The organism is Pandoraea anapnoica, from assembly GCF_902459765.1.
GTDB classification, from domain to species: Bacteria; Pseudomonadota; Gammaproteobacteria; order Burkholderiales; family Burkholderiaceae; genus Pandoraea; species Pandoraea anapnoica.
In genome coordinates, this window is the sequence record NZ_CABPSP010000002.1 from 173675 (window position 1) to 199508 (window position 25834).

Consider the following 25834-nt stretch of genomic DNA (forward strand, 5'->3'; position numbering starts at 1 on the left):
CCTGGTCGAGGCGGCCGCCCTGCACTCTGCGCGTGGCGCGAGCGCCGGGCACTGCGCACGCTACCGCCGCCACCCTCGCGAGCGTCAGCCCTTGCGTGTCTCCCGCGCCTGCGCCGTCTGTTGCAGCGGCAGCCGGATATGAACGATGCCCGCCTCCATCTCCTTGTCTTCGACAAAGCCGAGATGACGGGCGAGTGTCAGCATACGCGTATTTGCCGTAAGCACATAGCCGATGAGTTCCCCGGTGCCCCGCTTGCGGCTGTAGTCGACGATATGCTCCATGAGCGCGCGCCCCAGCCCTCGCCCCTGCGCCGCGGGACTCACCGTCACCGCGAACTCGGCGACGGTATTGTCCGGGTCGGCCATCGCCTGCACCACGCCTAGCAATCGTGTGTTGCCCGCCTCGTCCTTTTCCGTAGCGACGAACGTCATTGCGCGGTCATAGTCGATCTGCGTGACGCGCGCCATCTGCGAATGCGATAGCTCCTTGATCAGGCCGAAATAGCGGAACTGGATGTCCTGCGGTGTCAGCGTGTGGAAGAACGCGTTGTAAGCCGGTTCGTCCTCCGGGCGGATGGGACGCACGCGCACGGGCTTTCCGCCAGCATCGACGGTACTTTCCAGCTCCTGCGGATACGGCGCGATCGACAGACGTCCGTGCCCGGGGAGCGACGGCTTTCGCGCCACAATCCGCGCATCGAGTGCCAGCACACCACGCGCATCGGCAAACAACGGATTAATGTCCAGCTCGGCGATCTCCGGCACATCGCACACGAGCTGCGAGAGCTTCACCAACGTCAGATAAATCGCCTCGTGATCGGCGGCCGGACGGCTGCGATAGCCCGCGAGCAACTTCGACACACGGGCGCGCGCCACCATGTCGCGCGCGAGGTTCAGGTTCAGCGGCGGCAGGCCGATGGTGCGATCGGCGATGACTTCGACGGCTGTGCCGCCCTGCCCGAATAGCAGCACCGGACCGAAGACGTTATCGGTGGCCACCCCCACGATCAGTTCGAAGGCTTCGGCACCGTTAGCCATGCGCTGGACCGAATAGCCGGTCACACGCGCATCGGGTTTCGCAGCCAGTGCGCGCTTGCGAATTTGGCGTGCCGCGTCGCTCGCCTGCTCCGCAGTTTCGATGTTGAGCACCACACCTCCCACATCGGACTTATGCGTGATGTCCGGCGAAATCAGTTTGACTGCGACGGGAAAGCCGATGCCTTTGGCGATCTCGCCCGCCAGCTCCGGTGTCTCGGCCACGAGCGTCTCGACCACCGGAATCCCGTAAGCCGCCAGCACACCTTTCGCTTCCGGTTCGGTCAGCAAGGCCCTGCCCTCACGCATGGCGCTGTCGACAATCGCGCGTACGCGCGCCACATCCGGCGCAAAGCCCGGCGGGATCGACGGCGGCGTCTCCATCAGCAGCGCCTGGTTACGTCGATAGTTGACGGCTTCGAGAAAGGCACGCGCGGCGTTCTCCGGTGTGTCGTAGGTCGGCAGCCCGGCCTCGCGACAGATGCGGCGGGCGCGCTCGGCCGTCTCGCCACCGAGCCAGCAGGTGAAGACGTTCTTCGACGGACGCGGCAGCGCCGCAAGCGCGTTCGCCACGTCGAGACTCGGCATCACGGCGGTGGGTGCCTGAATGAAGAGGACGGCCGCCGTCTCGGGGTCTTCGCACAGCGCCGCGAGCGTGGCCGTGTAGCGTTCGAGATCCGCATCGCCACCGATGTCCACTGGGTTCACGCGGCCCAGCGTTTTCGGCAACGCGACGTCGAGCGCCGCACGAGTCTTTTCCGTCAGATGGGCAAGCTTGCCACCGTCGAGCACCAGCGCGTCGGTCGCCATCACGCCCGCGCCGCCGCCGTTGGTCATGATCGACAGCTTGTCGCCTGCGAACGGACGCAGGCGCGCCAGCGTCTCGACGGCAGCAAACAGTTCATCGGTGGTGTCCACACGCAACATCCCCGCGCGACGGATCGCGGCGTCGTACACGTCGTCCGACCCCGCCAGCGCGCCGGTGTGCGACGCCGCCGCCTGCGCGCCTTCAGGCACGCGTCCGGACTTGATCACGACGACCGGCTTGTTGCGTGCTGCGGCGCGTGCGGCGGACATAAACTTGCGCGCGTCGCGAATCGATTCCATGTACATCAGAATGGCGTCGGTGCCGGGATCGCTCGCCAGATAGTCGAGCATGTCGCCGAAATCCACGTCGGCACTGTCGCCCATCGACACGAAATGCGAGAAGCCGATTTCACGCGCGTCGGCCCAGTCGAGCACGGCTGTCGTGAGCGCCCCCGACTGGGAGACGAACGCGAGTTTTCCTGCGCGCGCACCCATATGCGCGAAGCTGGCGTTCAGGCCGATGCCGGGACTCAGCAGCCCGATGCAGTTCGGTCCGAGGATGCGCAGCACGTGCGGCTTCGCGTTTTTTAGCATGCGTTCCTGCAACGTCACACCCTGACGATCCTTTTCTCTGGCAAGGCCCGAGGTCAGCACGACCACTGCGCGCGTGCCACGCTCACCCAGATCGCGAATCAGATCGGGCACGGTCGACGCCGGCGTGCAGATCACCGCGAGGTCGGGTGCCTGCGGCAAATCGGCGACGTCTCGGTAGCACTTGAGATCCGCGAGCGTCGAATACTTCGGATTGACCGGATAGATGTCGCCCTTGAAGCCCCCGTCGATGATGTTTTGCAGCACGGTCGTCCCCACGCGTCGCTCGCGACGGGACGCGCCGATCACGGCGACCGACTTTGGCTGGAACATCTGGCTCAGGTTACGGGTGGTCATAGCGACTCCGGGGGTGGGTAAGACAGCGTGAAAAACAGCGAAGCTGAGAACGTGAGAACGCGCGCTCCGGCTCAAGCGGCGCGCGCGTTCATCGTCGTCTGTGATGCAGAGCTATCGGCGAAACCGTCGACGTCGAAAGATGGGTAAGTAGCCCGGGAGGCCGCACAGGCGCCCGGGCATATCGTCACTCGCCGCGCAGGTGCGCTTCGACCTTCCACAGGTGGTCGTCGACGCCGCGCGAGATTTCGGTGAAGACGTCCGACGTAGTGGCGTCGCCAATCTCGGCGGACGCATCGATCAGGCCGCGAATGATCTCGCCGTAGGCCGCGAGGGCTTCGGCCAACGCGGCAGCATGATCGAGACCGCGTTTGAATTCGTTCTTGTATGTCGGCAATTCGGTCTTCTGTGCAACGGTCTGCACGCGGCCGTCGGCCACGCCACCCAGCGCAACCAGACGCTCAGCGCACAGATCGGCCCACTCGATGGCCGCGTTATAAACCTCGTCGAAAAGCAAGTGCAGTTCGATGAAGCCCGGGCCGTGCACATTCCAGTGCGCCTGCTTCGCCTGACGCTGCACATCGATGCCGTTGATCAGCCCGCGATTGAGCTGGTTCACCGATTCGATACGGATCTTCTCACCGAGGGTGTTACGCGTATGGTTCAAAGCCATTTGACACTCCTGATGTCTGACAACCCGCAGGTTGCCGGGGGAAGCCGTCGGCAACGGGCGCTCGGCGCCCATGCGGACGAACGGAGACAATGCGACTACGACCTGAGGTGTCCCGGCGGCGCATGCGGCACGCCATGCGCGGCACCTCGCAGTTTGACACCCGCCAGCACCAGCAAAACGCCCCAGATGATGGCCCACGAACCGATGGCCCAGATCAGCGCTAACGCGCCCGCGCCCGGTTGCCACATGATGAAGATGGCAAACAGAATGCTGAACACACCGGAGAGAATGACCCACAGTTCGCCCTTGATCTCGCGACGCAACGCGATACCGGCCGCCACCTGCAACACGCCGGTGACGAAACTCCAGGCCACGATATAGATAAGCAACGCGACGGCGGTCAACGCCGGGTTGAGATAAGTCAGGACTCCGATCACTATGCCCGCAATGCCTTGCAGCAACGGCAGCCACCAATCGGCATGCTCCTGGCGCGCACTCCATGCGCCGCTGAGCGAGAAGACCCCGTCCACGAACGAAAACGCGCCGAAACACAGCACCAGCACCGCAATCGTCACGCCGGGTAACGCAAAAGCCGCGATACCGAAGATCACGGCCAACACACCGCGCAACACAAGCAACCACCAGTATTTCGACAGAAGTCTGAGCATGGCATCCCTCTCGTGAAATATCCGCAGGTAGCGAATCAGGACGACTGGCACCTATCACACCTTCGATACGTTTGGTGTGAATGGGGGCGTCAGATGGGCGTCAAGAACCCATTCTAGAGACGGCTTCGACGTGAGATCAAGTGAAATATACGCGAATGCTTGTGTCATTCGCATTCGCTTTGACAGACGTCATCCGACCTCAAATCTCCGCCCCGCACGCCAACGGCATTTCCGCACCGACACCCGCGATTGCCCCGCCATCGCTGCGGCAATGCGTCGCATTCACACGCGTTACCCCGCCATCGTTGCCCTCAATCATTCATCGCATGCGCAATGCGTCCATCAAAAACGTGCGCTTTGCGCGTATATCGCCGAGACACCCGACGCGCTGCCTCGCCTCTCAATTGGGATCTTTCCGAAAGCCCTTTGTGCGCGCGCATTTCGGGCAAATGCCTTCATAGACTACGTAAAAAGCGTCCGAAATGCGGTGCATGCACTGACGTTATGAGAACGATATTTACGTAGCCCCCAAGGTGAATCATTTCACTTTCGAATAGGACTCCAAAGGAGAAACATCATGAACCGACCGTTGCTTCGTCTGGCCCTTACGGGAATCGTCGCCGCGCTTGGACAGAGCGCACCGACCCATGCCGCCGTTTACTCCAACGGGTCGGCAACCACACAGATGCGCGTTCAGTTGACGATCCTGCCCGGGTGCACCATCGCCGCCACGCCCATGACATTCAACGCGGTACAGGGCTCGGCGACAGGACCGGTGGCGAGCACCTCGTCGCTCACCGTGATCTGTACCGCGTCGACGGGTTACAACATCGGCCTGAATGCGGGCACCGTGCCGAACTCCACCGAGACCAACCGTCTGCTGGCAGGCACGCTCACAGGCAACACCACGACCATCCCGTTCGGGCTTTTTCAGGACGCGGGCTACGCCACGCCATGGGGCAACACGCAGGGCTCGAACACGCTCAGCGACTCAGGCACGGGCGTGATCAAGACGTACACGGTCTACGGTCAGGCGACGCTCTCGGCCACCATGCCTGCTCCGGACGTCTACTCGTCGACCGTCACGGCAACCGTCTACTTCTAAGGGATCAGCTCAATCATGGCGAACATGAGCCCTCCCAGACCGGTCGCCCGGCGACCGACGGCGTATGCCTGCGGCGGCGCGTTCGTCGCACTGGTCACCCTTTGCGTGACCGACGGCAACGGTGCGACGCTGCAAGTCTCACCGGTCATCGTCAACATCCTGCCGATGCAGCCTGCGACCACGCTCACGCTGGGCAACTCCGGCGATCTGCCGATCCACGGCCAGTTGCGTCTGTATGCATGGACGCAACGCAATGGCGACAACGTGCTCACCCCCACCGACGCGCTCATCGCCAGCCCGCCCATCGTGCGTATCGAACCGGGCGACCGGCAGATCGTGCGGCTGGTCGTGGCGCAAAACGTCGAAGGGAACGAGCAGAGCTACCGGCTGCTGGTGGACGAGTTGCCGCCTGTCGATGCCACGCTGTCGGAGGGTGTCTCCATCCGTCTGCGTTACTCGCTGCCGGTGTTCGTGCAGGCGAATCAGACGCGCTCGCCTTCACTGCATTTCGACGTCCGCATGACGCAGGGCGAGCTAGAAGTGCGCAATGACGGCGAGCGTCACGCTCAGTTGGGGGCAACACGGGTACTCGACGCTTCCGGACGCAGCGTGGAACTCACGCGCGGTTTGCTCGGCTACGTGCTCGCCGGACAAACGCGTCGATTCGCGGTGCGTTGGCCCGCCGGTGCGCCCCCCGTAGCACCGTTCACGGTGGAGTCACGCGTCGACGCGGTGCCCATGCGCTTTGTCGCAGGCGTCGCGCCGGACGAACGTCGCTAGGCGTATCCGTGGCCGTCGCCACGCCGATGAGCGTCGCATTTGCCACGTTGACGACGATTGGTGCACTTGCGCCCGGCTCAATATCGGCCGAGCCACGCGCCGTCGGCGCAGCCCTGTTCGACGACGCGTCGCTGGCCGCCGCCCGTACAACGACAGCGTCGTCGCCCACTACCGTGCCCACGCGAACGGCGAGTACGGCCGGTATTTCCCGGCTCGATGGGCCCTACGTACTGGAGGTCATCATCAACGGCGAATCGACCGGGCGCATCGCCCCATTCGCGCGACGGCAAGGCCGCTGGTTCGCCCGCGCAGGCGATCTGCGCGCGCTCGGGCTGACGTCCCCATCCGGCGGCCTGCCCGAGAACGATGCGGCCGACGTCGCACTCGATTCGTTGAACGGCGTGCGCACATCCTACGACGCCACGCACCAGACGCTCTCGCTTCAGGTCGGTGACGCTTGGCTCTCACCCTATCGTCTGGGCAGCCCGGCACCGGTCGTGATCGGCGCGACGGCCGACCCCGGTCTGCTCGTGAACTATGACGGCTACGTGCAGCGCGACCGTTTCACGCGCGCCTCCGTCTGGAGTGAGGTGCGTGGCTTCTGGTCGGGCGGCACGCTACAACAGACCGGTCTAGCAGAGCATTCGCAGTGGCGTCGTGGCTATCGACGCTACGACACCCGGTGGCAACACGACGACCCGTCGCGCCTGACCACGTGGGTCGCGGGCGACCTCGTCACCGGCTCGCTCTCGTGGAGCCGGTCGCTGCGCATTGGCGGACTCCAGTGGCGCCGCAACTTCGCGCTGCGTCCCGATCTGGTGACGTTCCCCATCCCGGCGCTGCATGGAAGCGCTGTGGTGCCTTCCTCCGTCGATCTGTATCTCGACGGCGTGCGCCGCATGGGCGCACGCGTGCCGCCCGGTCCGTTCGTCATTCAGGAGACGCCCGGCCTGACGGGCGATTTGCAGGCGAGCGTCGTGACGCGCGACGCGCTCGGGCGCGAACAGATCACTACCGTGCCGCTGTACATCGATCCCCGTCTGCTCGCACGTGGTCTGTCGAGCTTTTCCGTGGAGGCGGGCCTGCCGCGCGACGACTACGGCGTGCGCTCGTTTTCGTACCGGCGTCATCCCGTCGCGTCGGTAGCCGCGCGCTACGGCGCGACGGACACCCTGACCGTCGAAGCGCAGGCGCAAGCCGGGAGACGGCTCGCCCTTGCGGGCGCAGGCGCGTTGATGGCGCTAGGTCAGGCGGGCGTCGTCAGCGCGTCCACCGCCGTATCTGGTGGCGGTGGCGGCGGCAGCCAATGGAGCGCGGGTTATCAGTACCTGTCGCGCCGCGTGAGCATCGACGCGCAAATGATCCGCACGAGCGGCCGCTACCGCGATATCGCCACGTTGGACGGCGTGCCTGTGCCCCGTGCGAGCGATCGCGTGAGCGTCTCCGTGCCGTTTGCGCGTGGCAGCACCGCGTCGCTCGCCTGGTTCGCGCAACGCGTGCCGCGTCAGCCAGCAACGCGCGTGCTGTCCGCCAGCCTGACGCTACCCGCAGGCACGCGCGGCATGCTTTCGATGGGTGGCTTTCGCGACTTTGCGCGGCGTCGCTCGCACGGCATCTTCGCGATGCTCAGCGTCTTGCTTGGCGGCGGCAGCGAGGGCGCAAGTGCGGTGCTCGGGAACGCATCGTTCAGTCAACAAGACGGACAAACGCAGGCGTGGGCGGGCGCGAACCGCACGCCCGACTACGCAGGCGGCTGGGGCTGGCAGGTGCTCGGCGGACGCGCCTTCTCGCAACGCACGATGCAGGGCGAAGTGCAGTATCTCGGGCGTCACGGTCAGGTCTCGGCGCTGGCACAGCAAGTGGGACGGCAGTCCGGCGTCGGCGTGGGCATGACCGGCGCGCTCGTCGTCATGGACAACAGCTTGCATGCCGCGCGCCGCACCTACGATGCGTTTGCGCTCGTGAGCACCGACGCGCAAGCCAACGTCCCTGTGATGCGAGAATCGGTGCAGGTCGGCCGCACCGACGCGCGCGGCTACTTCCTCGTGCCAGATCTGAACGGCTTCGAAGCGTCGCGCATCGGCATCGACCCCATACATTTGCCCGCCGATCTGGAAGTGACGACAACCGAACGCCGCGTGGCGCCGCAGTCGCACAGCGGCGTACTTGTCCACTTCCCTGTGCGACGCTATCGCGCGGCGCTCGTCACGCTGGTCGACACTTCAGGGCAACCGTTGCGCCCGGGTACCTCGGTGCGTCATTTGCAGAGCGGCATGGTGACGGTGGTCGGCTACGACGGTGAGGTGTTCATCGACGCGCTCGGCCCACGCAACACCCTCGAATCGCGCGCCGGACATCAGCGTTGCCGCGCGTCCTTCGACTGGACGACGCCGTCCGAAGGACGCATCGCCCGCGTCGGTCCGCTGGAATGCGTGGCGTTCGGCACGCTCGCAAGGGATACATCGGCGAGGTCGTCGGGATCGGCGGAGGCAAAGTCGGCATCGGATTGGCTCGCACCGGCCGCGCCCTCGACATCATCTGTGCGGGAGGACCAGTCATGACGCTTACGACCCTGCTTCGCATCGTGCGACGGCATTGCGCCATTGCCGCGGGCTGTCTCGCGATGTCGATGAGTGCGCTGGCACAGACGTGCTCCATCGGCACGCCAACGCTTGCCTTTGCTGCGTTCAGTCCGATCTCGGGCTTTGCGCTCTCGGCGACCGGTACGATCCCCGTGTCGTGCAACTGGCCCGTGCTCACCGGCAATCCGAACGTCAAACTCTGTCTGGCGCTGAATGCCACCCAGCCGCTCGCGCTGACGAATGCAGGTAACGCTATCAATTTCGGACTCTTCACAGATCCTGCGTACTCAAACGCGTGGGGCAGCGACACGAGCAGCGTGATCTCGTTGACGATGGCGCGGCCGCTGCTCGGTGGCACGGTCACACAGAATGTGAACTTCTACGGCAGGATCGCGGCGTCGCAAACGACGGTGCCCACGTCCGGCAGCAGCAACACGGTCTATACACGGACGTTCGCGTCGACGGATACTTCGCTGCAATACGCGTCGTACGCAGCCCTTTCTCCCGCGCCCGCTTGCGGCACTGCCATGACGGCCGCACCCGGTTCACCGTTCACCGCTAGCGTCACGGTCATCAACAACTGCACCATCGCCGCCGCCAACATCACCTTTGCCACGCAATCGGCGCTCGCCAGTCCCGTCACCGGCGGCGGGCAACTCTCGGTGCAATGCACGAATAACGACGCCTATCGTGTGAGCCTGTCGGGCGGACTACAGGGAACGGTCACGTCGCGCACGATGACGGGCCTCACGTCGAGCATCGACTATCAGTTGTATCTCGATAGCGGCTACGCCACGATCTGGGGGGACGGGACGTCGGGGACATCGCAACTGACCGGCACCGGCACAGGGCTCGTGCAGTCCATTCCGATCTATGCGCGTGTGCCGTCTCAATCGACGCCCGCCCCGGGGGTCTATACCGATACGGTCACGGCGACGATTCAGTTCTGATGCAGCTCCGAGGTCGTGATGAACGCGATCAGACCGCTTCGGCGCGCGGCGGCTTGAGCGGCAAGACCTGAAGGCGATCGCCCGTCTTCACGCCCAACGCCTGCGCGGCCAGAGGGCTGAGCGCAAACGCACGGCGCTCGGGGCGACCGTTCACCAGCGTCGCGCGAAAACCTTCGAGACCGAGGCATGCCACGAGATACGGTTCCGCGTTCGGCGTAGCCGGTACGGGGCTGCCATCCTCGCTTGCGGGGGCCACGACGTTCGCCGTCAGATAGCGGCTGTCGCGCGCCGCACGCAGATCGGCGACACGCGCCTCGAGCACCGGCCCGCTGTCGAAGATATCCACATGCGATCCGAAGCGCATGCCTTCCTGCTCCAGCAGACGCCGTGCGGGCAGCGTGTCTCGGTGCGTCACGCCGATGGCGGCTTGCGCTTGCGGCGACAGAAAGTCGACGTAAATCGGGTACTTGGGCATCAGCTCCGCCACGAACGACTTCTTGCCGATAGACGTCAGGTAGTCCGCCTGATCGAAATCGATCTTGAAGAAGTGCTGTCCGAGCGACTGCCAGAACGGGCTCTGGCCCTCGTCGTCGAAAAATCCACGCAACTCGGCGCACACGTGCGGACCGAAACGCTCGGGGAACTGCGCCATGAACAGAAAGCGTGCCTTTGAGAGCAGCGCACCGTTGCCATGTCCACGCCATTTCGGGTCGAGCAGCAGCGAGCAGAGTTCGCTGTAGCCGGTGAGGTCGTTCGAGAGCGAGAGCGTCAGCATGCGCGACCAGACATTCAGCTCGCGGCTCGCGTGGACAATCGTGTCCTTGCGATAGGTGTAGAACGGCTGGTCGAGGCCGACGGCGGCTTCCAGTCCGCAAACGCCCGCGATCTCGCCGGTGTCGACGTCCTCCATCACGAACAGATAGCCTTGCTCCGCGGTGGGCGCTTGGCCTTCGACGGTCGCCGCCACGCGCGCCAGACGCGCTTCGAGCGCCGCCCGGTCGGGCTTGAACGACGTCATGCCCGGTCCGGCCATCGCTGCCAGCGCCAGCAGCGCGGGCAGATCGCCGGGACGCGCGAGACGCACCACGCGCAACGAATTCGCGGCGATATCGTCAGAGGCGGCAGCAACAGATACGTCGGAGGTCGTCGTCGCTTTCGATTGACGCGTCATGGAAGCATCCCGTGAGTTGGATAAAACAAGGGCCGGAGCGACGTCATCCGTCGATCCGGCCCGAAGTCCTGTGCACCGGCGCAGGTCTTGTTAAGTTCGCCGCGCGTTTAAGCGGCCTTCTTAAGCGGCCTTCGCCGTGGCGGCCACCGTTGCGACCGCCTTCTCCAGTGAGGCGAGACCGGCGTCGATGTCGGCGAACGGAATGTTCAGCGCCGGCGCGAAACGCACGACGTCACCGCCCGCCACCAGCAGCATCAGACCGTTCTTCTCGGATTCGACGACGATGTCCTTGGCACGACCAGCGAACGCCGACTTGAGCACAGCACCGATCAACAGCCCCATACCGCGCACCTGATCGAACACGCCATGACGCGCGTTGATCGCTTCGATGCCCTTGATGAAATGATCGTGACGCGCCTTCACGCCGTTCAGCGTCTCGGCCGTGTTGATCAGCTCCAGCACGCGGCCGGCGATGGCCGTCGCGAGCGGGTTGCCGCCGTACGTGCAACCGTGCGTGCCCGGCGAGAAGCTCGCAGCAATCTTGCTCGTCGTGAGAATGCCGCCGATCGGATAGCCGTTGCCCAGCGCCTTGGCGGTGGTCAGGATGTCCGGCGTCACGCCGTATTGTTCGTAGGCATACAGCGTGCCGGTGCGACCGACGCCCGTCTGCACTTCGTCGAAAATCAGCAGCGCACCGTGCTGATCGCACAGCTCGCGCAGCCCCTTCAGGAATTCCGGATCGGCCGGCAGCACGCCGCCCTCGCCCTGCACCGGCTCGACGATGACAGCGGCCGTGGCGTCCGAAATCGTCGCGCGGACGGTTTCCAGATCGTTGTACGGCAGATGCATGATGCCAGCCGGAATCGGACCGAAACCTTCGGTGTACTTGGCCTGACCGCCCACGCTCACAGTGAACAGCGAACGGCCGTGGAACGAGTTGTAGAACGAGATGATCTCGCTCTTTTCCTTGCCGCCACGCTCGGCGGCGTGGTCGTAGGCGTAGCGGCGCGCCAGCTTGAGTGCGGCTTCGTTCGCTTCGAGTCCCGAATTGCAGAAGAACGCCTTGTCGGCGAACGTCGCTTGCGTGAGCGCCGTGGCCAGACGCAGCACGGGTTCGTTGGTGTAGCCGTTACCGATGTGCCAGACCTTGCGGGCCTGCTCTTCGATCACCTTCACCAATTCCGGATTGGCATGGCCGAGCGCGTTGACCGCAATACCGCCGGTGAAGTCGACATACTCGCGACCCTCCTGATCCCACATGCGCGAGCCTTCGCCGCGCACGGGCACCATCTGGGCAGGAGCGTAATTGGGCACCATCACGTCGTCGAACGTCTGGCGGGTCACAGCGATTTGCTGGCTCATGACTACCTCGTGAAATCGGAGTGCAATCTGCGATTGCGGGGCAGGCCCGGACAAAGGTCACTGCCCTGTGAAAAAAACCTGGCGGGGCGCTCAGGGTGCCTGCGACGCGCCGGTGCGCTAAGTCACTAGGCGCGCGTACCCTCGCATTGTAATCAGATGCGGCGCGCGGATATACCTTTGCGCGCACCGCAATCGTGAGAATTACAGGACTTTGCGCAGGAATTCACGCGTGCGCTCGTGCTTCGGCGCCGTGAAGATCTGCTCGGGCGGCCCCTCTTCCATGATCACGCCCTGATCGATGAACAACACGCGATCGGCGACTTCACGGGCGAAACCCATTTCGTGGGTCACGACGACCATCGTCATCCCTTCTTCGGCGAGCGACTTCATGACTTCCAGCACTTCGCCCACCAGCTCCGGGTCGAGCGCCGAGGTCGGCTCGTCGAACAGCATGACCGTCGGTTGCATGGCGAGTGCGCGGGCAATCGCCACGCGCTGCTGCTGACCGCCGGAGAGCTGATTCGGGAAGGCATCGATCTTCTCGATCAGGCCCACCTTCTTGAGCAACTTTTCGGCGATGATCACCGCTTCGTCACGCCTGATGCCATTGACCTGCATCGGCGCGAGAATCAAGTTCTCCAGCACCGACATATGCGGGAACAGGTTGAAGCGCTGGAACACCATGCCGACGCTGGCGCGCATGGCGTTCATGTCAGTCTTCGGATCTTCCACGTGAAAGCCGTTGACCAGCACTTCACCGCCGCTCACGTCTTCCAGACCATTCAGGCAGCGCAGGAAGGTGCTCTTGCCCGAACCCGACGGTCCGATCACACACACCACTTCCTTTTCTTCGATGCGACATGAAATGCCGCGCAGCACGTGCGCCTCGCCGTACTGCTTTTGCAGGTTATTGACGACGATCACTTTTGCCGTACCTCGTTTCCAGATGTTGAACAAATGCCGACAGCACCAGTGTGATCACCCAATAGATGAGCGAAATCGTCAGATACGGCTCCCAGTAGCGCGCGTAGGCACCCGACACCGTGCGTGCGGCGTACGCCAGTTCGGCCAGACCAATGGCCGACGCGAGCGACGAGTCCTTCACGATGGCAATGGCGTTGTTGCCCAGCGGCGGCAGCATGCGGCGGAACGCCTGCGGCAGCACCACGCGGCGCAGCGTCTGCATGTACGTCATGCCGAGCGAACGGGCCGCTTCGGCTTGGCCGCGGTCGATCGACTGAATACCGGCGCGGAAGATTTCCGACACGTAGGCACCGGCGTTCAGCGAGATCGCCAGCACGGCCGACATGAACGCACCGTACTGTGAACGAATTTCGCGGGCGAAATCACCGCTCACGAGCAAGCCACCCGACGGGTTGATCAGCAACGGCATCAACGCGAAGTGGATCAGCAGGATCTGCACGAACAGCGGCGTGCCGCGGAAGAAGCTGACGTAGAAGCGCACGGGGAATTGCACCGCGTAGCGCAGGAAATACTTATAGAAGCCGTGACGCGCTTCGGCCAGACGGCCAACGCCAAGCACGAGCCCAAGTAACGTGCCGGCGATCACACAGATCACCGTGCACTTGAGCGTCATCAGCGTGCCCTCGACGAACAGAGGCATGTATTCGCTGATGATGTTCCACTGGAACCCACCCATGAAGCACCTTTCTCACAAAATGAAACGGACCGGTCCGACCGGCGGAAAAACGCTCGCGGCCCGGGGGTTGACGTCGGTAGTTGACGATCAGCTCACGGGCCGCGAGTGGCCAGAATCTCTGGCGCGCGTGGCGCGAATCTTACACGCGTTGATTACTGTTGCGGGAGGGTCGGTACGTCGGCGTCGAACCACTGCTTGTAGATCTTGGCGTAGGTGCCGTCAGCCACGATCTTTTTCAGACCGGTATTGATCTTGTCGAGCGCGACCTTGTTGCCCTTCTTCACGGCGATACCGAAGTACTGGCGCTTGAACTTGTTGTCGTAGACGAGCTTGAACGGCTTTTCCGGATGGCTCTTGATGTAGAACTTGATCACGCCGACGTCGCCCACGGCGGCGTCCACGCCCCCGCGATACAGCTCTTCGAGCATGAGCGGCGTGTTGTCGAAGCGACGGATGGCGGTGCTGGCCTTGCCCAGCTCTTCCGAGACGGCGATGTCGCCTGTGCTCGAATTGACCACACCGACTTGCAGCTTCTTCAGGTCAGCCAGACCGGCGACCTTCGCGCCCGGCGAGGTGATGATGACCTGATCGGCCGGGAAGTACGGGGCCGAGAAGTCGACCATTTCACGACGCTTGTCGGTAATGGTGATGCCGGAAATGATGATGTCGCGGTCGCCCTGATCGAGCGTGGCGAAGATGCCTTCCCACGGGGTGCTGACCAGCTTGGTGTTGAAACCGCCAGCCTTGCCAATGGCCTTGATGATGTCGATATCGAAGCCGACCAGTTCCTTTTGCGGCGTTTCGAACTCGAACGGACGATACGTGCCGCCTGCGCCCACGGTGTAGGTCGGATCGGCGGCCTGCGCTGCCGGCAGCGCGGCAAAGGTCGTCAGAATACAGGCGGCGGCCAGCACCAGGCGCTTCGTCAACATATTGATTTCCTTGGCGAGAATTCTTGAAAGAGCGCAATGATACTCCTCGGCGCCCCTGAAACGAAAAAAACCCGCCAAAGCGGGTTCTCTCGTTGCGATCTCGCGACGTGACGTCAGTTTCTCATCGAATGAGAACCTCAGAATGCGCCCGCAGCAATCGGCCCGGCGGCCTGCCCCGGCCCGAAGACGACGTCGCGGTATGTTTTGCCCGCCGGAATCATCGGGTAGACGTCGTCCTCGCGAGCGACCAGCACGTCGAGCAAATACGGCTCACTCGGGTCCGCGAGCATGCGTGCCAGTGCGGCAGGCAGCTCTTCGGCACGGGTGACGCGCGCGCCTGACACGCCGTATCCGGCGGCAATCGTCACGAAATCCGGGTACGGACGGCCGTCGTCTGCGCCATCGGGCACGTTCGGGTCGACCAGCGACGACGCCACCCGGTTGCGCGCATAGATCATGTCCTGCCACTGCCGCACCATGCCCAGCCACTGGTTGTTGATGACCAGCACCTTGACGCCGAGGCCGTAACGACGGCAAGTGGACAGCTCGTTGACGGACATGTTCAGGCTGCCGTCGCCATCGATATCGATCACCGGCACGTTCGGCAATGCGACCTTCGCGCCGATGGCCGCCGGCAAACCGAAGCCCATCGTGCCGAATCCGGCGCTCGACAGGAACGTGCGCGGCTCGCGCAAACGCAGGTGCTGCATGGCCCACATCTGGTGCTGCCCCACGCCCGTCGTGACCACCGCTTCCGGCGGCAGCATCGCCGCCAGCGCGGCGATCACGTCCACACCGGTCAGCACACCGGCGTCCTTGCCCGCATCCGCCACGCCTGCCGTCTGCGGCGCACGCAGCGGATGCGCGTTGCGACGCTCGCGAAGATACGTATGCCACGCGGGCACGTCGCGCCGTTTGGCGTGCGCCAGCAGACCAGCGAACGCGTCGCGCAGATCCGCGTGCACCCCCAGCGTGACCGGCTTGTTCTTGCCGATCTCGGCGGCATCCACGTCGATATGGACAATCTTCGCGTGACGTGCGAACGAAGCGGGATCACCGATCACCCGGTCGTCGAAACGCACGCCGAGTGCCAGCACGAGATCGGCTTCGTTGACCGCGACGTTTGCTGCATACGCGCCGTGCATACCCAGCGGACCGAGCAACAGAGGATGGTCGTCGGGCACCGCACCAAGTCCCATCATCGTGAGCGCGACCGGGCAGTCGAGCGCTTCGGCCAGCGCGACCAGTTGCGCGCTCGTCCCCGACGCGATCACCCCGCCACCGGCGTAAAGCACCGGCCGCTCGCTCTGCGCGAGCAATGCAGCGATGCGTTGCGCCGTCTCGTCGCTCATGCCCGCAGGCACGGCGGACGTAAAGCGCTTGTCCGTCGGCTGTTCGGGACGTGCCTGCTGAATGTCCTTCGGAAAGTCGAGCAAGACCGGGCCGGGACGGCCGGCGAGCGCACACGCCGCCGCTTCGCGCAGGGCAGCCGGGATATCCCGCGCTTCGCGCACCTGACGCGCGAGCTTCGTGACGGGCTTGGTGATGGCGACGATATCGACTTCCTGGAAGGCGTTCTTGCCCAGCCAGTGCGTGGCGACATTGCCGGTGATGGCCAGGATCGGCACCGAATCGCTGGCGGCATCGGCGATGCCCGTCACAAGGTTGGTCGCCCCCGGGCCGGACGTCGCCAGGCAGACGCCCAACTTGCCGGTCGCGCGCGCATAGCCTTGCGCCCCAAAGACAGAGCCCTGCTCATGCTCCGTACGCACCAGCGTGATCGATACGCGCGAGAGCGCATCGAGCATTTCGAGGTTGGCCCCGCCCGGGTAGCAGAACACCGTGTCAATGCCGATGTCGACCAGCGTGCGCGCAATCAGGTCTGCGCCTTTGGCAGACAGCGGAGCAACAGGCTGGGCGACGGCACCGGTCGCGGTTTCGGCAGCGGGCAAAGTCAAATCGAGTTTCATGGGTACGTGTTTTCCTGCTGATTCAGTCGAACGGGAGGGGATTGTTGCGGCGAATATCACTAATAGGTGTGAAGTTTACGGGGTTCGAGCGGTAAATGCTTCGCGTATCGTTGACAAAAATCCATCAATTTCACATGATTCATTCAAATTTACCAATACATAGGAATAAATCATGCAAATTGACGAATTCGATGAAAAAATCCTCGCAATTCTGCAGGAAGACGCCTCGCTTTCCGCCGCACAGATCGGCGAGCGCATCGGTCTTTCGCAATCGCAATGCTGGCGACGCATCGACCGGCTCGATGCCGAGGGCGTGATTGAGCGGCGCGTGGCGCTGGTCGACCGCAAGAAGGTCGGGCTGAACGTCATGTTGTTTGCCCACGTAAAACTCGCGGGACACAACCGCAACGCGCTGCCCGAATTCTCCAGGGCGATTCAGGACTTTCCCGAGGTCCTGGAATGCCACGTACTCATGGGCAACGTCGACTTTCTGCTTCGCATCGTCACGCGAGATGTCGACGCCTACGAGCGCTTCTTCTTCGAGCGGCTGTCACAACTGCCGATGGTGCAGGAAGTGAACTCGATGATTGCGCTCTCGCAGATCAAGTCCACCACAGTGTTGCCCATCGGCAGTGGCCAGCCCGGCGCGCATGGCAACGCGCCCTCCGGCAATTCATGACGCAGTGCTGACAGAGTCATGTCACAGAACCGACCGTAAACTGTCGGCTGTTCGTTAAACATCAGGCACCCTTTGATCGTCCTGATAAACAACGCGCGGTTCGCCACCTCACGGGGTGCAAAAGCCCTCGTCAACGACGCGGAGTACGTTGGACAGCGCCCCCGCAAGCCTCTATCCTTAAGCATCCACTTCGGGAGCCTTGCATGAAACGTTGGTTAGGAATGACCGCCGCTGCAGCGATTGTCGGTGTCACGGCCTGGTGCATGATCCCCGCCCATGCGGCATTGCAGAACGGCGCATCGGCGCCGGACTTCAAGGCGCAAGCCTCGCTCGGCGGCAAAGTCTTCACGTTCTCGCTCGCGGACGCGCTCAAACAGGGCCCCGTCGTGCTGTACTTCTACCCCGCTGCATTCACCACCGGATGCACGATCGAAGCGCATGACTTTGCCGAAGCGACCGACAAGTTCAAGGAGATGGGCGCGACGGTGATCGGCGTTTCGCACGACAACATCGACACGCTCAACAAGTTCTCCGTGTCCGAGTGCCGCAGCAAGTTTGCCGTGGCGGCCGACACCGATCAGAAGATCATGAAGGCGTACGACGCCGTCCTCGCCCTCAAACCGAACATCGCCAATCGCATCTCCTACGTCATCGCGCCCGATGGAAAGGTGATCTACAGCTACGTCAGCATGGATCCGGACAAGCACGTCCAGAACACGATGGATGCAGTTCGCAAGTGGCATGAGATGCATCACTGAAGGCATCGCACAGACATCACTGACGACTCCCCGATGAGGATGGCATGACCACGGCTACACCGACGGCGAGGACCATCGCCCGCGCACAGACCCGCAGCGAAGAACTCGCCAACAGCCTCAGCCACGGCCTCGCCTGTCTGGCCGCGCTCGCAGCGATCCCGTTTCTCTTCACCGCCGTACGCCCACCTCTGCCGAGCACCGTGCAGCAGATCGGCATCGGCGTGTTCGCCGTCACGATGGTCGTGGTCTATCTGGCATCCGCGCTGTACCACGGGCTGCCGGACGGACGAGCGAAGCGCGTGTTCATGCGCGTCGACCATTGCGCCATCTTTCTCTTCATTGCAGGCACTTACACACCCTTCACCGTCAAGATCCTGCACGATCCGTGGGGCTGGCCTCTGCTCACCGGCGTCTGGGCGATGGCGATCGCGGGGCTCGTCGCCAAGTCGCTCGGGTTGCTCGATCGCCCGCTCGTCTCGACGCTGCTCTACATCGGACTGGGCTGGATGGCGGTCCTGGTCGCCGGGCCGGTGCTGGCCGCCATTCCCGGCCCCGGCGCAGGATGGCTATATGCCGGTGGCGCCGCCTACACCATCGGGGCGATCTTCTATTCGCTCGACGGACACATCAAATTCGGGCATCTCGTCTGGCACCTCTTCGCCATCGGCGGCACCGTCTGTCATTACCTCGCCGTCTGGCGCTACATCTGACGCTTTCGGATTCTTTCCGATCATCCGTCGTCCCCTCCGCCCTGCGCAGTGCACCGGCAGTTCGCCAGCCTTTCGGCGAGCCGGTCGCACCGCTCGGTCAACGCCGGATCGCCGAACATGCGGCACGCGCCTCGCATGCGATGAATGAGACCCTGGGCGGCTTCAAGGTCTTCGCGACGGCGTCTCGCCAAAAGACGACGAAAGCGCGCCAGATCCTTCGCCATTTCATCTCGCATCATACGTCGCGCGTAGGGGTCATCCCTTAGCGCCGACCGCGATTTCGGTGAGCTTTTCTCGTGGCAGAGCGATAGCGTCACCTCCGACGTTGCATCGCTGCCGACACTGCACGTCACATCGGGGGCGAGGTCGTCATCGTCCTCCTCCAACGCCGGCCAGCGTACCGCCAGCGTTTGCGATAACCGCTGACGCGAAACCGGCTTCGTCAGCACACCGTCCAGCCCGGCCTCACGGGCGGCGCGTGCCTCCACCACCGAGCCTGTCACCGCGTACACGACCGGCTCCCGGCGGCCCAGCATCGGGGCGAGCGCATGCAGCGTCTTCGCGAGCGCCAGACCGCTCACGCCGTCGAGGTGCACGTCGGTCAGCACGACATCGACGTCGAGTGCAATCCATTGCACGAGCGCGTCCGTCAGATCCTCCGCACTGGCGACATGGCATCCGAGCGACGTCAACTGATCGGCCAGAATCCTTCGATTCATCACATGGTCGTCCACGACAAGCGCCTGTAACCCGGGGCGCACAGCCACTTCGACGACCTCTCTCTCGGGCCAGGGTGCCGATGCCCCAGGTAACGTTGCACTTCCCTCGGCAGGCGCGTCGTCCATGGCCTTGGCCGTTTCACCGCCTCCCGGCAAAGCGAATGGCACCGACAATCGGAATCGCGCACCGGACGCGCAAGGCTCGGCACAGAGCGTGCCCCGCAGACGCCACGTCCACTGGCGCGCCACCCAAAGCCCAAGCCCCGTGCCCTTCACCGACGTTTGCGCGCGGGCGAACGCGGCAAACACCGCGTTTTCCATCCCAGCCGGAATGCCCGGCCCCGTGTCCGTGACGCGAATGGTCAGATGCGGAGCGTGGGCAGTGTCATCGCCGTCAGGCAGATCGGCAGAGTCCGCCTCATCCGAACCCATCGCCTCGCAGGCCCATGCGACCCTCACCGCGACGCCACCGAACACCGTGTACTTCAACGCGTTATCGATCAGCGTGCGCAATATCTGCCGCAAACGCGCGCCGTCCCCCCACAAAAAGACGGGCACTGCGTCCGCGATCTCACACGTCAGATCGAGCCCTTTGCGACGCGCCAATTCGGCAAAGGCATCGACTTCGGCATCGAGGCTCTGGCGCACCTCGAACACCGCCTCTCGCAGCGGCAACTGCGCAACGTCGTCCTGCCCTAGGTCCAAGACATCGTCTACGGCCCCGGCGAGTACATCGAGCATGCTTCGCATGTTGCCCAGCCGCTCGCGCGGCGCGGATACGCCCTTCGCCCCGGCGACCTCCCCAGCGTCGTCCCACAGCGCATCGAGATGCCCCTGTAGCACCTGGAGCGGTGCACGTAACTCGTGCACCAGCGCCATGCGAAACGTGCCGGCGTCTGCCGGGCCGTGTTCGGCAGCATTCCTTACGAATCCTTCCGGCAGGCTGTCGCCCTCCGAGGCATACGCCTTCGGATCGGGGCTTGCGGTGTTGGCATGACTTCCATCACTTCTGTTTCGGAACTTGAATTTGTCGGGATTCATCGCGTCATTGACGCCGCATCACGATTCACGCGCTTCGGCGTACTGAAGAAAGTGAAACAGCCTTTAAGTCTGGCCGTTTGCGTGACGCTTGCGACTGCGCAAATTCCGAACTTTTTCCCGCGCAGGCGCACTTTCGGAATCCCCCGAGCCCGAATGGCTCAAGTTCTGCTTCTCATATGCCGATAATCCCTATGCCCTGTCTTGCACTCACCGATGGACGGGGAGGCCCGCAATCTCCTGGCGCGGCCTGGGCATTCAATCCATCGATCAATATGTATAAGAACATTACGATTCGGGCCAGCCTGACACTGGTCCTAGGTTTGCTTGGTGCACTTCTCGTCCTCGCCAGCGTGCTGGGCCTCTGGGCGCTCGGTTCCAGCAACGACTCCCTGAGCAAGATGGCCACGGAAGATACCCCCGCCCTGGCCGAACTCAAGGGAACTGGCGAGCAAATCCTCCGAACCCGCCTGTCGATGGCGACCTATGCGTCGTACGTCAGCCTCGGAGCCAATCCCGAAGAATCCGACAAAGTCCTCAAACGAGGCACCCAATACATCGCCACTTCCGACGCCCTCTGGAACGATTATCTGAAACGTCCCAAAGAAGATGTACACGAAGCGGAGTTGGCCAAGGCCGCCGACGAAAAGCGCAAGGCCTTTTTCGATAAGGTGATCACGCCCGCGCTCAACGCGCTCAAGCAAGGCGATGTCGCCGGGTTCCATCAGATTCAGGCGCGCGTCGCACCAGCCGCTTACAACGGTGTCGATACGCTCATGCGCGAGCTTCAGGACATTCAGGTTGCGCGTCAGCAAGCGCGCTACGACGCCGCTCAGCAGCGCTACAACGTGATGCGCATCGCGATGGGCGCCACGCTCGTCATCGCACTCCTGCTTGCCCTGTGGGGCCGCGCCATGCTTGCGCGCGCCGTCCTGCGCCCGATTCGCGAGGTCATTGCGTACTTCGAGCGGATGGCCGCCGGCGATCTGAGCCAGCGCATCGAGCAACGTACGCGCAACGAGATGGGCCAGCTTTTCGGTGCGCTCGGCCGCATGCGCGACGGGTTGGCCAGCACGGTGGGCACGGTGCGCGAGAGCACCGAAGCCATTCACGGCAGCGCCCGTGAGATCGCCGATGGCAATGCCGACCTGTCGCGTCGCACGGAATCGCAGGCATCGTCGCTGGAGCAAACGGCCGCGAGCATGGAAGAACTTACCGCCGTCGTGAAACAGAACGCCGAGAACGCTCGTGCCGCCAGCCAGCTGGCCGTCACGGCCTCGGAAACCGCCTCGCGCGGTGGCGACGTCGTTCAGGAAGTCGTGACGACGATGCGCGACATCGCCGAAGCCTCGCAAAAGGTCTCTGACATCCTCACGGTCATTGACGGCATCGCCTTCCAGACGAACATCCTGGCGCTGAACGCGGCCGTCGAAGCGGCACGCGCGGGCGAACAGGGCCGCGGCTTTGCCGTGGTCGCAGGCGAAGTGCGCACGCTGGCGCAGCGCAGCGCCTCGGCCGCCAAGGAGATCAAGGGATTGATCGAAGCGTCGGGCAATCGTGTGGAGGTCGGGACGCGTCTGGTCGAGCGTGCCGGTTCGACTATGGCGGAGGTCGTGCAGTCCGTCAAACGTGTGACCGACATCATGGGCGAGATCTCCGCCGCGAGCGTGGAGCAGTCAAGCGGTATCGAACAGGTCAACATGGCCGTCACGCAGATGGACGAGATGACGCAGCAGAACGCTGCGCTCGTCGAAGAAGCCTCGGCCGCAGCGGCCGCGCTCGAAACGCAGGCTGCCCGCCTGCGCGAGTCGGTGGCGCTGTTCCGTCTGTCGTCGCACGAAGCCAGCCACGCGCAGACGCACAGCACGGGCGGCACGGCTCCGGCCGGCGCACCGGGCGCGCTGGCGCTCGCCGCCTGATAGCCCTGTTGTACCGCCCCGCTCTGCCCGCCGTCGCTTCGGCGGGCTTGCGGCGGGGATGCAAATGCGGCAGGCGCGCTGAGACTTCAGATGCTGGCGCGCTGCTCGAAGCCTTTGAGCGGCGACTCTGCCACCCACGCCTTGTCAACGTCGCAGGACGACACCTGCGCCCCTCGCGGCCCCTCACGCATCCACTCGCACAGCGCCAGCAACTGCGCAGCCTCGCCTTGCGCGATGACTTCCACGGTACCATCGCGGCGATTTCGCACCCATCCCGCCAGACCGAGCCTGCGCGCTTCGACCACGCACGCAGCGCGGTACCCCACGCCCTGCACCAGCCCGTGCACCACGATTTGCCACGTTGTCGTCATTGCGCCTCCTGCCGTCGCCGGAACGTTCGATGAACTTCGATGGCGTCTGATGGAAAAAGGGCCCGATAACTATCGAGCCCTGTCACTACGTTAGCACACCACCGGTGCACGTCTAATAGATGTCGCGGCGATAGCGCCCCTGTGCCGAGAGGTCCAGCAGAGCGTCTGCGCCGATGGCCTCGGCCAGTGCCGCGTCGACCGCAGGGGCCATGCCCGCAAGACTGCCGCAGACGTAGATCGAAGCACCGTCGGCCACCCATTTCGCAATCTCTTGCGCCGACTGGCGGACGTGATCCTGTACGTAGATTCGCTCCGCCTGATCGCGCGAATAGACGCGGTCCAGACGGGCGATACCGCCTTGCGCCTGCCACTCGCGCAACGTCGCGTCGTGGAAAGCGTCGTGACTCGCCTGGCGCTCGCCGAAGATCAGCCAGTTGCGAACCTGTCCCTTCGCGATGCGCGCCGAGAGATGGGCGCGCAGCCCGGCCAGCCCGGTGCCGTTGCCGATCAGAATCATGCCCCGTGCGTCTGCCGGGCCGTGGAAGCCCGGATTCGGACGCACACGCATCGTCACGCTATCGCCCAGCGCCACACCGTGCGTCAGCCAGCCCGAGCCGAGCCCCAGCGAGCCATCGGGATTGCGCGTCTGACGCACGAGCAACATCAGCTTGCCCTCGTCCTGCGTCGATGCAATCGAATACTCGCGCTCGGGCAACGGTGCCAGACGTTCGAGCCAATCCTGCAAGTCGACGCCGGCCGGCGGTGCGGCGTCGGGCAGTACGCGCTCGCGCAACGCCTCGCCCAGCAACGCCTCGCGCCCGGCCACGCTCACGCGCACGTCCGACGCCCAGACGCTGCCCGAAAGGAACGCATCGATACGCGCGGCCGTATGGCGCGGCAGCACCTCGACCAGATCGCCCGCCACCCACTGCGCGCCTTGCGGCGGCGTGAACGCGAGATGGTAGGCAGGCAAACCGGTGCTGCCCGGATTGAGTACTTCGCGCTCGGTAAGCGTCCAGGACGCAAAGCGCGGACCATCCTCGGCCTTCATGGCAACCAGCGGACGACCGAGCCATTCGCCCAGACGTTCCTGCCAGCTTGCCCAGGCGCCCGGATCGCCACGGTCGACTTCAATCGGTTCGAACGCCGCCACACCGCCCTGCGCCCGCAGCCAGCCGTCGAGCTTGCGGCCGAAACCGCAGAAGGTGTCGTAATGACTATCACCGAGCGAAAGCATGGCAAAGCGCAGCTTGGGCAGCGCCATCGCCTGATTCATCAGTTGCTGGGAGAAACGACGCGCGCTGTCGGGCGGCTCGCCGTCACCGAACGTGCTCACGATGAACAACGCGCGTTTGGCCGCGCCGAGCTGCGCCTGTCCGATACGCGCCAGCGGCTGAATTTGTGCGGGCACGCCCGCCCCCTGCAACATACCGGCCGTCTGCCAGGCGAGACCTTCAGCCACACCGCTCTGGCTTGCGTATCCGATCAGCACGCCTTCGTCGGCGAACGAACCGCCGCTCGACGGTGCATTCCCCCCCCTCGGGCCACTCTCGCCATTCACGCCATCGGCACCCTGCGCCGGGCGCGACGCCGCCAATGCACGCTTCTTCTTGCGCCGGTCGAGATAAAGCATCCAGCCCGTGACGAAGAACACCGGCATCATCAGGCTCGACAGCATCATGACGACGATGCCCGCCGGCCCGAAGAAACTGCCACGGTGCAGCGCGTAGATGCTCGTCATCAACTGGCCACCGGTCATCTTCTGCGCGTAACGCTCCTCGTTGCGAATCGAACCCGACGCCGGTTCGATATCCATCCGGCTGAACGCACGCTCATGCGGCACGGACTTGTCGAGCCACGTCATTTGCAGCGGGCCGCCTGCCTTCTGCGACGGGCGCAGATAGACCTTCGTGTAATCGGGCACGCGTGTGACGAAGCTGTCCCACACCGTGCTCATGTCGTCTGCGGAGGTCGACGCCAGATCGGGCAACGCCTTCTTGCGCTCGCCCTTGGCATTCGCGTCGCCCTGCTTTGCCATCTTCGGCTTCTCCGGCTGCTTGTTCCGCACAGGCTGCTGGACGCCAGCCATTGAGAACAGCATGCCGCGCCACCAGTCGTACGACCAGTACAGCCCCGTCGTCGCCGACAAAAGATATGGCACCAGCACGACCGTGCCGATCACGGCGTGAAGATTCCACAGGAACGGACGTCCCTGCTTCTTGAAATCGATGTGAAACCATGCGCGCCAGTTACCGATCCGGCGTGGCCAGCGCAGATATAAACCGCTCGCCGCGAGCAGAAACAGAAGCAGCGTTGCCGCGCCCGTGATCTGCTTGCCGATGCCGTCCACCGTCAAGAAACGGTGGATGTCCATGATGAAGCGGAAAACGACGTCGGCCTGCGAGCGGCCGAGCATCTGCCCGGTGTACGGGTCGACGAAATAGGTCTCGCCGCGCGTGCCGTCACCGATAGAGAGTCGCACACCGACGGCGTCCTCGGGATTGCGCGTGACCGTCATCAACAAGATGCGTCGGTCGGGTACGGCCTCATGCACGCGCGCGACTAAGTCAGGTACCGTCAAAGGTGCCGTGTCGCGCGCAGCCACAGTCATGACACCCGGGCTGAATGCGCGGGTGAGTTCTTCGTAATAGGAAAGCAGTGCGCCGGTCAGGCCAACCACCGCAAGCACCAGACCGGCCGTAATGCCGAAGAACCAGTGCAGTTGAAACCACAGTCTTTTCATCATTGTTGTCGTCCGACGCACGTCCGTGCGCCGGTGGTGGCGCGTGCGTGGCAGGTGTGCCGTGCCGCATTCCCCGGATGGAGCACTATGCGGCAATTATCGAATGTTATTGCAAACGATTCTCATATTCAATACCTACTTATATTTCTTCGTCTTGAGGATGTCGTCAAACGTCTGCCGCGCCGCCTGTAGGCGTCATCTGACAGGAATTTCATACATCGGACGACGTCTTGTCGCTTTTTGAGCGGCTAGGATGA

At 63.8% G+C, this 25834-nt stretch carries 20 protein-coding genes; 8 read left to right on the top strand and 12 right to left on the bottom strand.

All coding sequences use genetic code 11. The features are described from left to right. Positions 1–84: 84 nt before the first annotated feature. From PAN31117_RS03935 to PAN31117_RS03945, 3 genes are all read right to left on the bottom strand, one after another. Complete coding sequence (locus PAN31117_RS03935) at positions 85–2790, bottom strand: bifunctional acetate--CoA ligase family protein/GNAT family N-acetyltransferase (RefSeq protein WP_150737062.1); 2706 nt, start codon at positions 2788–2790, stop codon at positions 85–87. 184 nt (positions 2791–2974) lie between these two features. After that, the gene (gene dps / locus PAN31117_RS03940; protein ID WP_039398040.1) at positions 2975–3460 is read right to left on the bottom strand and encodes a DNA starvation/stationary phase protection protein Dps; all 486 of its coding nucleotides are present in this window, start codon (positions 3458–3460) and stop codon (positions 2975–2977) included. A 95-nt stretch (positions 3461–3555) separates the two neighbouring features. After that, positions 3556–4128, bottom strand: coding sequence for an HdeD family acid-resistance protein (locus PAN31117_RS03945; RefSeq protein ID WP_150737063.1), 573 nt, complete (start codon positions 4126–4128; stop codon positions 3556–3558). 577 nt (positions 4129–4705) lie between these two features. Between PAN31117_RS03945 and PAN31117_RS03950 the strand changes: the two genes are divergently transcribed. From PAN31117_RS03950 to PAN31117_RS03965, 4 genes are read left to right on the top strand one after another with little or no spacing between them, the layout of a single operon-like run. Further along, positions 4706–5233, top strand: coding sequence for a Csu type fimbrial protein (locus PAN31117_RS03950; RefSeq protein ID WP_150737064.1), 528 nt, complete (start codon positions 4706–4708; stop codon positions 5231–5233). Positions 5234–5257: 24 nt separating this feature from the next. Further along, positions 5258–6013 carry a fimbrial biogenesis chaperone gene (locus tag PAN31117_RS03955; protein ID WP_174990813.1) on the top strand — a complete coding sequence of 252 codons (756 nt, stop codon included), beginning with the start codon at positions 5258–5260 and terminating at the stop codon, positions 6011–6013. A gap of 8 nt (positions 6014–6021) precedes the next feature. Further along, complete coding sequence (locus tag PAN31117_RS03960; protein WP_150737066.1) at positions 6022–8574, top strand: fimbria/pilus outer membrane usher protein; 2553 nt, start codon at positions 6022–6024, stop codon at positions 8572–8574. Then, positions 8571–9545: a Csu type fimbrial protein gene (locus PAN31117_RS03965; protein WP_174990814.1), complete on the top strand. Its 975-nt coding sequence runs from the start codon at positions 8571–8573 to the stop codon at positions 9543–9545. The genes PAN31117_RS03960 and PAN31117_RS03965 overlap by 4 nt, the downstream gene beginning before the upstream one ends. 28 nt (positions 9546–9573) lie before the next feature. Here PAN31117_RS03965 and astA read toward each other — a convergent pair whose 3' ends face one another. From astA to ilvB, 6 genes are all read right to left on the bottom strand, one after another. Further along, positions 9574–10638 (bottom strand): arginine N-succinyltransferase, encoded by a 1065-nt coding sequence (gene astA / locus PAN31117_RS03970; RefSeq protein WP_150737325.1) that lies wholly within the window; start codon positions 10636–10638, stop codon positions 9574–9576. A 198-nt stretch (positions 10639–10836) separates the two neighbouring features. After that, entirely contained in the window at positions 10837–12078 is a 1242-nt protein-coding gene (locus PAN31117_RS03975) for an aspartate aminotransferase family protein (protein ID WP_150737068.1), read from the bottom strand. 201 nt (positions 12079–12279) lie between these two features. After that, positions 12280–13002: an amino acid ABC transporter ATP-binding protein gene (locus PAN31117_RS03980; protein ID WP_150737069.1), complete on the bottom strand. Its 723-nt coding sequence runs from the start codon at positions 13000–13002 to the stop codon at positions 12280–12282. Continuing rightward, positions 12986–13738: an amino acid ABC transporter permease gene (locus PAN31117_RS03985; RefSeq protein WP_150737070.1), complete on the bottom strand. Its 753-nt coding sequence runs from the start codon at positions 13736–13738 to the stop codon at positions 12986–12988. Before PAN31117_RS03985 ends, PAN31117_RS03980 begins: the two co-directional genes overlap by 17 nt. Before the next feature lie 152 nt (positions 13739–13890). Beyond that, positions 13891–14670, bottom strand: a complete 780-nt coding sequence (locus tag PAN31117_RS03990) for a basic amino acid ABC transporter substrate-binding protein (RefSeq protein WP_217424831.1) — start codon at positions 14668–14670, stop codon at positions 13891–13893. Between the two features lie 137 nt (positions 14671–14807). Further along, positions 14808–16640, bottom strand: coding sequence for a biosynthetic-type acetolactate synthase large subunit (gene ilvB, locus PAN31117_RS03995; protein WP_150737071.1), 1833 nt, complete (start codon positions 16638–16640; stop codon positions 14808–14810). 172 nt (positions 16641–16812) lie between these two features. Here ilvB and PAN31117_RS04000 point away from each other — a divergent pair, with 172 nt between their 5' ends. The 3 genes from PAN31117_RS04000 (at position 16813) to trhA (ending at position 18787) form a co-directional block, all read left to right on the top strand. Continuing rightward, on the top strand, positions 16813–17319 hold the full coding sequence (locus PAN31117_RS04000; protein ID WP_150737072.1) for an Lrp/AsnC family transcriptional regulator: 507 nt from the start codon (positions 16813–16815) through the stop codon (positions 17317–17319). 203 nt (positions 17320–17522) lie between these two features. Further along, positions 17523–18077: a peroxiredoxin gene (locus tag PAN31117_RS04005; RefSeq protein ID WP_150737073.1), complete on the top strand. Its 555-nt coding sequence runs from the start codon at positions 17523–17525 to the stop codon at positions 18075–18077. Positions 18078–18121: 44 nt separating this feature from the next. Continuing rightward, complete coding sequence (gene trhA / locus PAN31117_RS04010) at positions 18122–18787, top strand: PAQR family membrane homeostasis protein TrhA (protein WP_150737074.1); 666 nt, start codon at positions 18122–18124, stop codon at positions 18785–18787. Between the two features lie 20 nt (positions 18788–18807). On the opposite strand, the gene PAN31117_RS04015 is transcribed toward trhA, so the two are convergent. After that, positions 18808–20547, bottom strand: a complete 1740-nt coding sequence (locus tag PAN31117_RS04015; protein WP_150737075.1) for a hybrid sensor histidine kinase/response regulator — start codon at positions 20545–20547, stop codon at positions 18808–18810. A gap of 272 nt (positions 20548–20819) precedes the next feature. On the opposite strand from PAN31117_RS04015, the gene PAN31117_RS27675 reads away from it, so the two are divergent. Next, positions 20820–22463 carry a methyl-accepting chemotaxis protein gene (locus PAN31117_RS27675; RefSeq protein ID WP_150737076.1) on the top strand — a complete coding sequence of 548 codons (1644 nt, stop codon included), beginning with the start codon at positions 20820–20822 and terminating at the stop codon, positions 22461–22463. Positions 22464–22549: 86 nt separating this feature from the next. Here the strand turns inward: PAN31117_RS27675 and PAN31117_RS04025 are convergent, their stop codons facing one another. Then, on the bottom strand, positions 22550–22834 hold the full coding sequence (locus tag PAN31117_RS04025; RefSeq protein ID WP_150737077.1) for an acylphosphatase: 285 nt from the start codon (positions 22832–22834) through the stop codon (positions 22550–22552). Between the two features lie 112 nt (positions 22835–22946). Next, on the bottom strand, positions 22947–25580 hold the full coding sequence (locus tag PAN31117_RS04030; RefSeq protein ID WP_150737078.1) for a PepSY domain-containing protein: 2634 nt from the start codon (positions 25578–25580) through the stop codon (positions 22947–22949). Positions 25581–25834 lie beyond the last annotated feature (254 nt).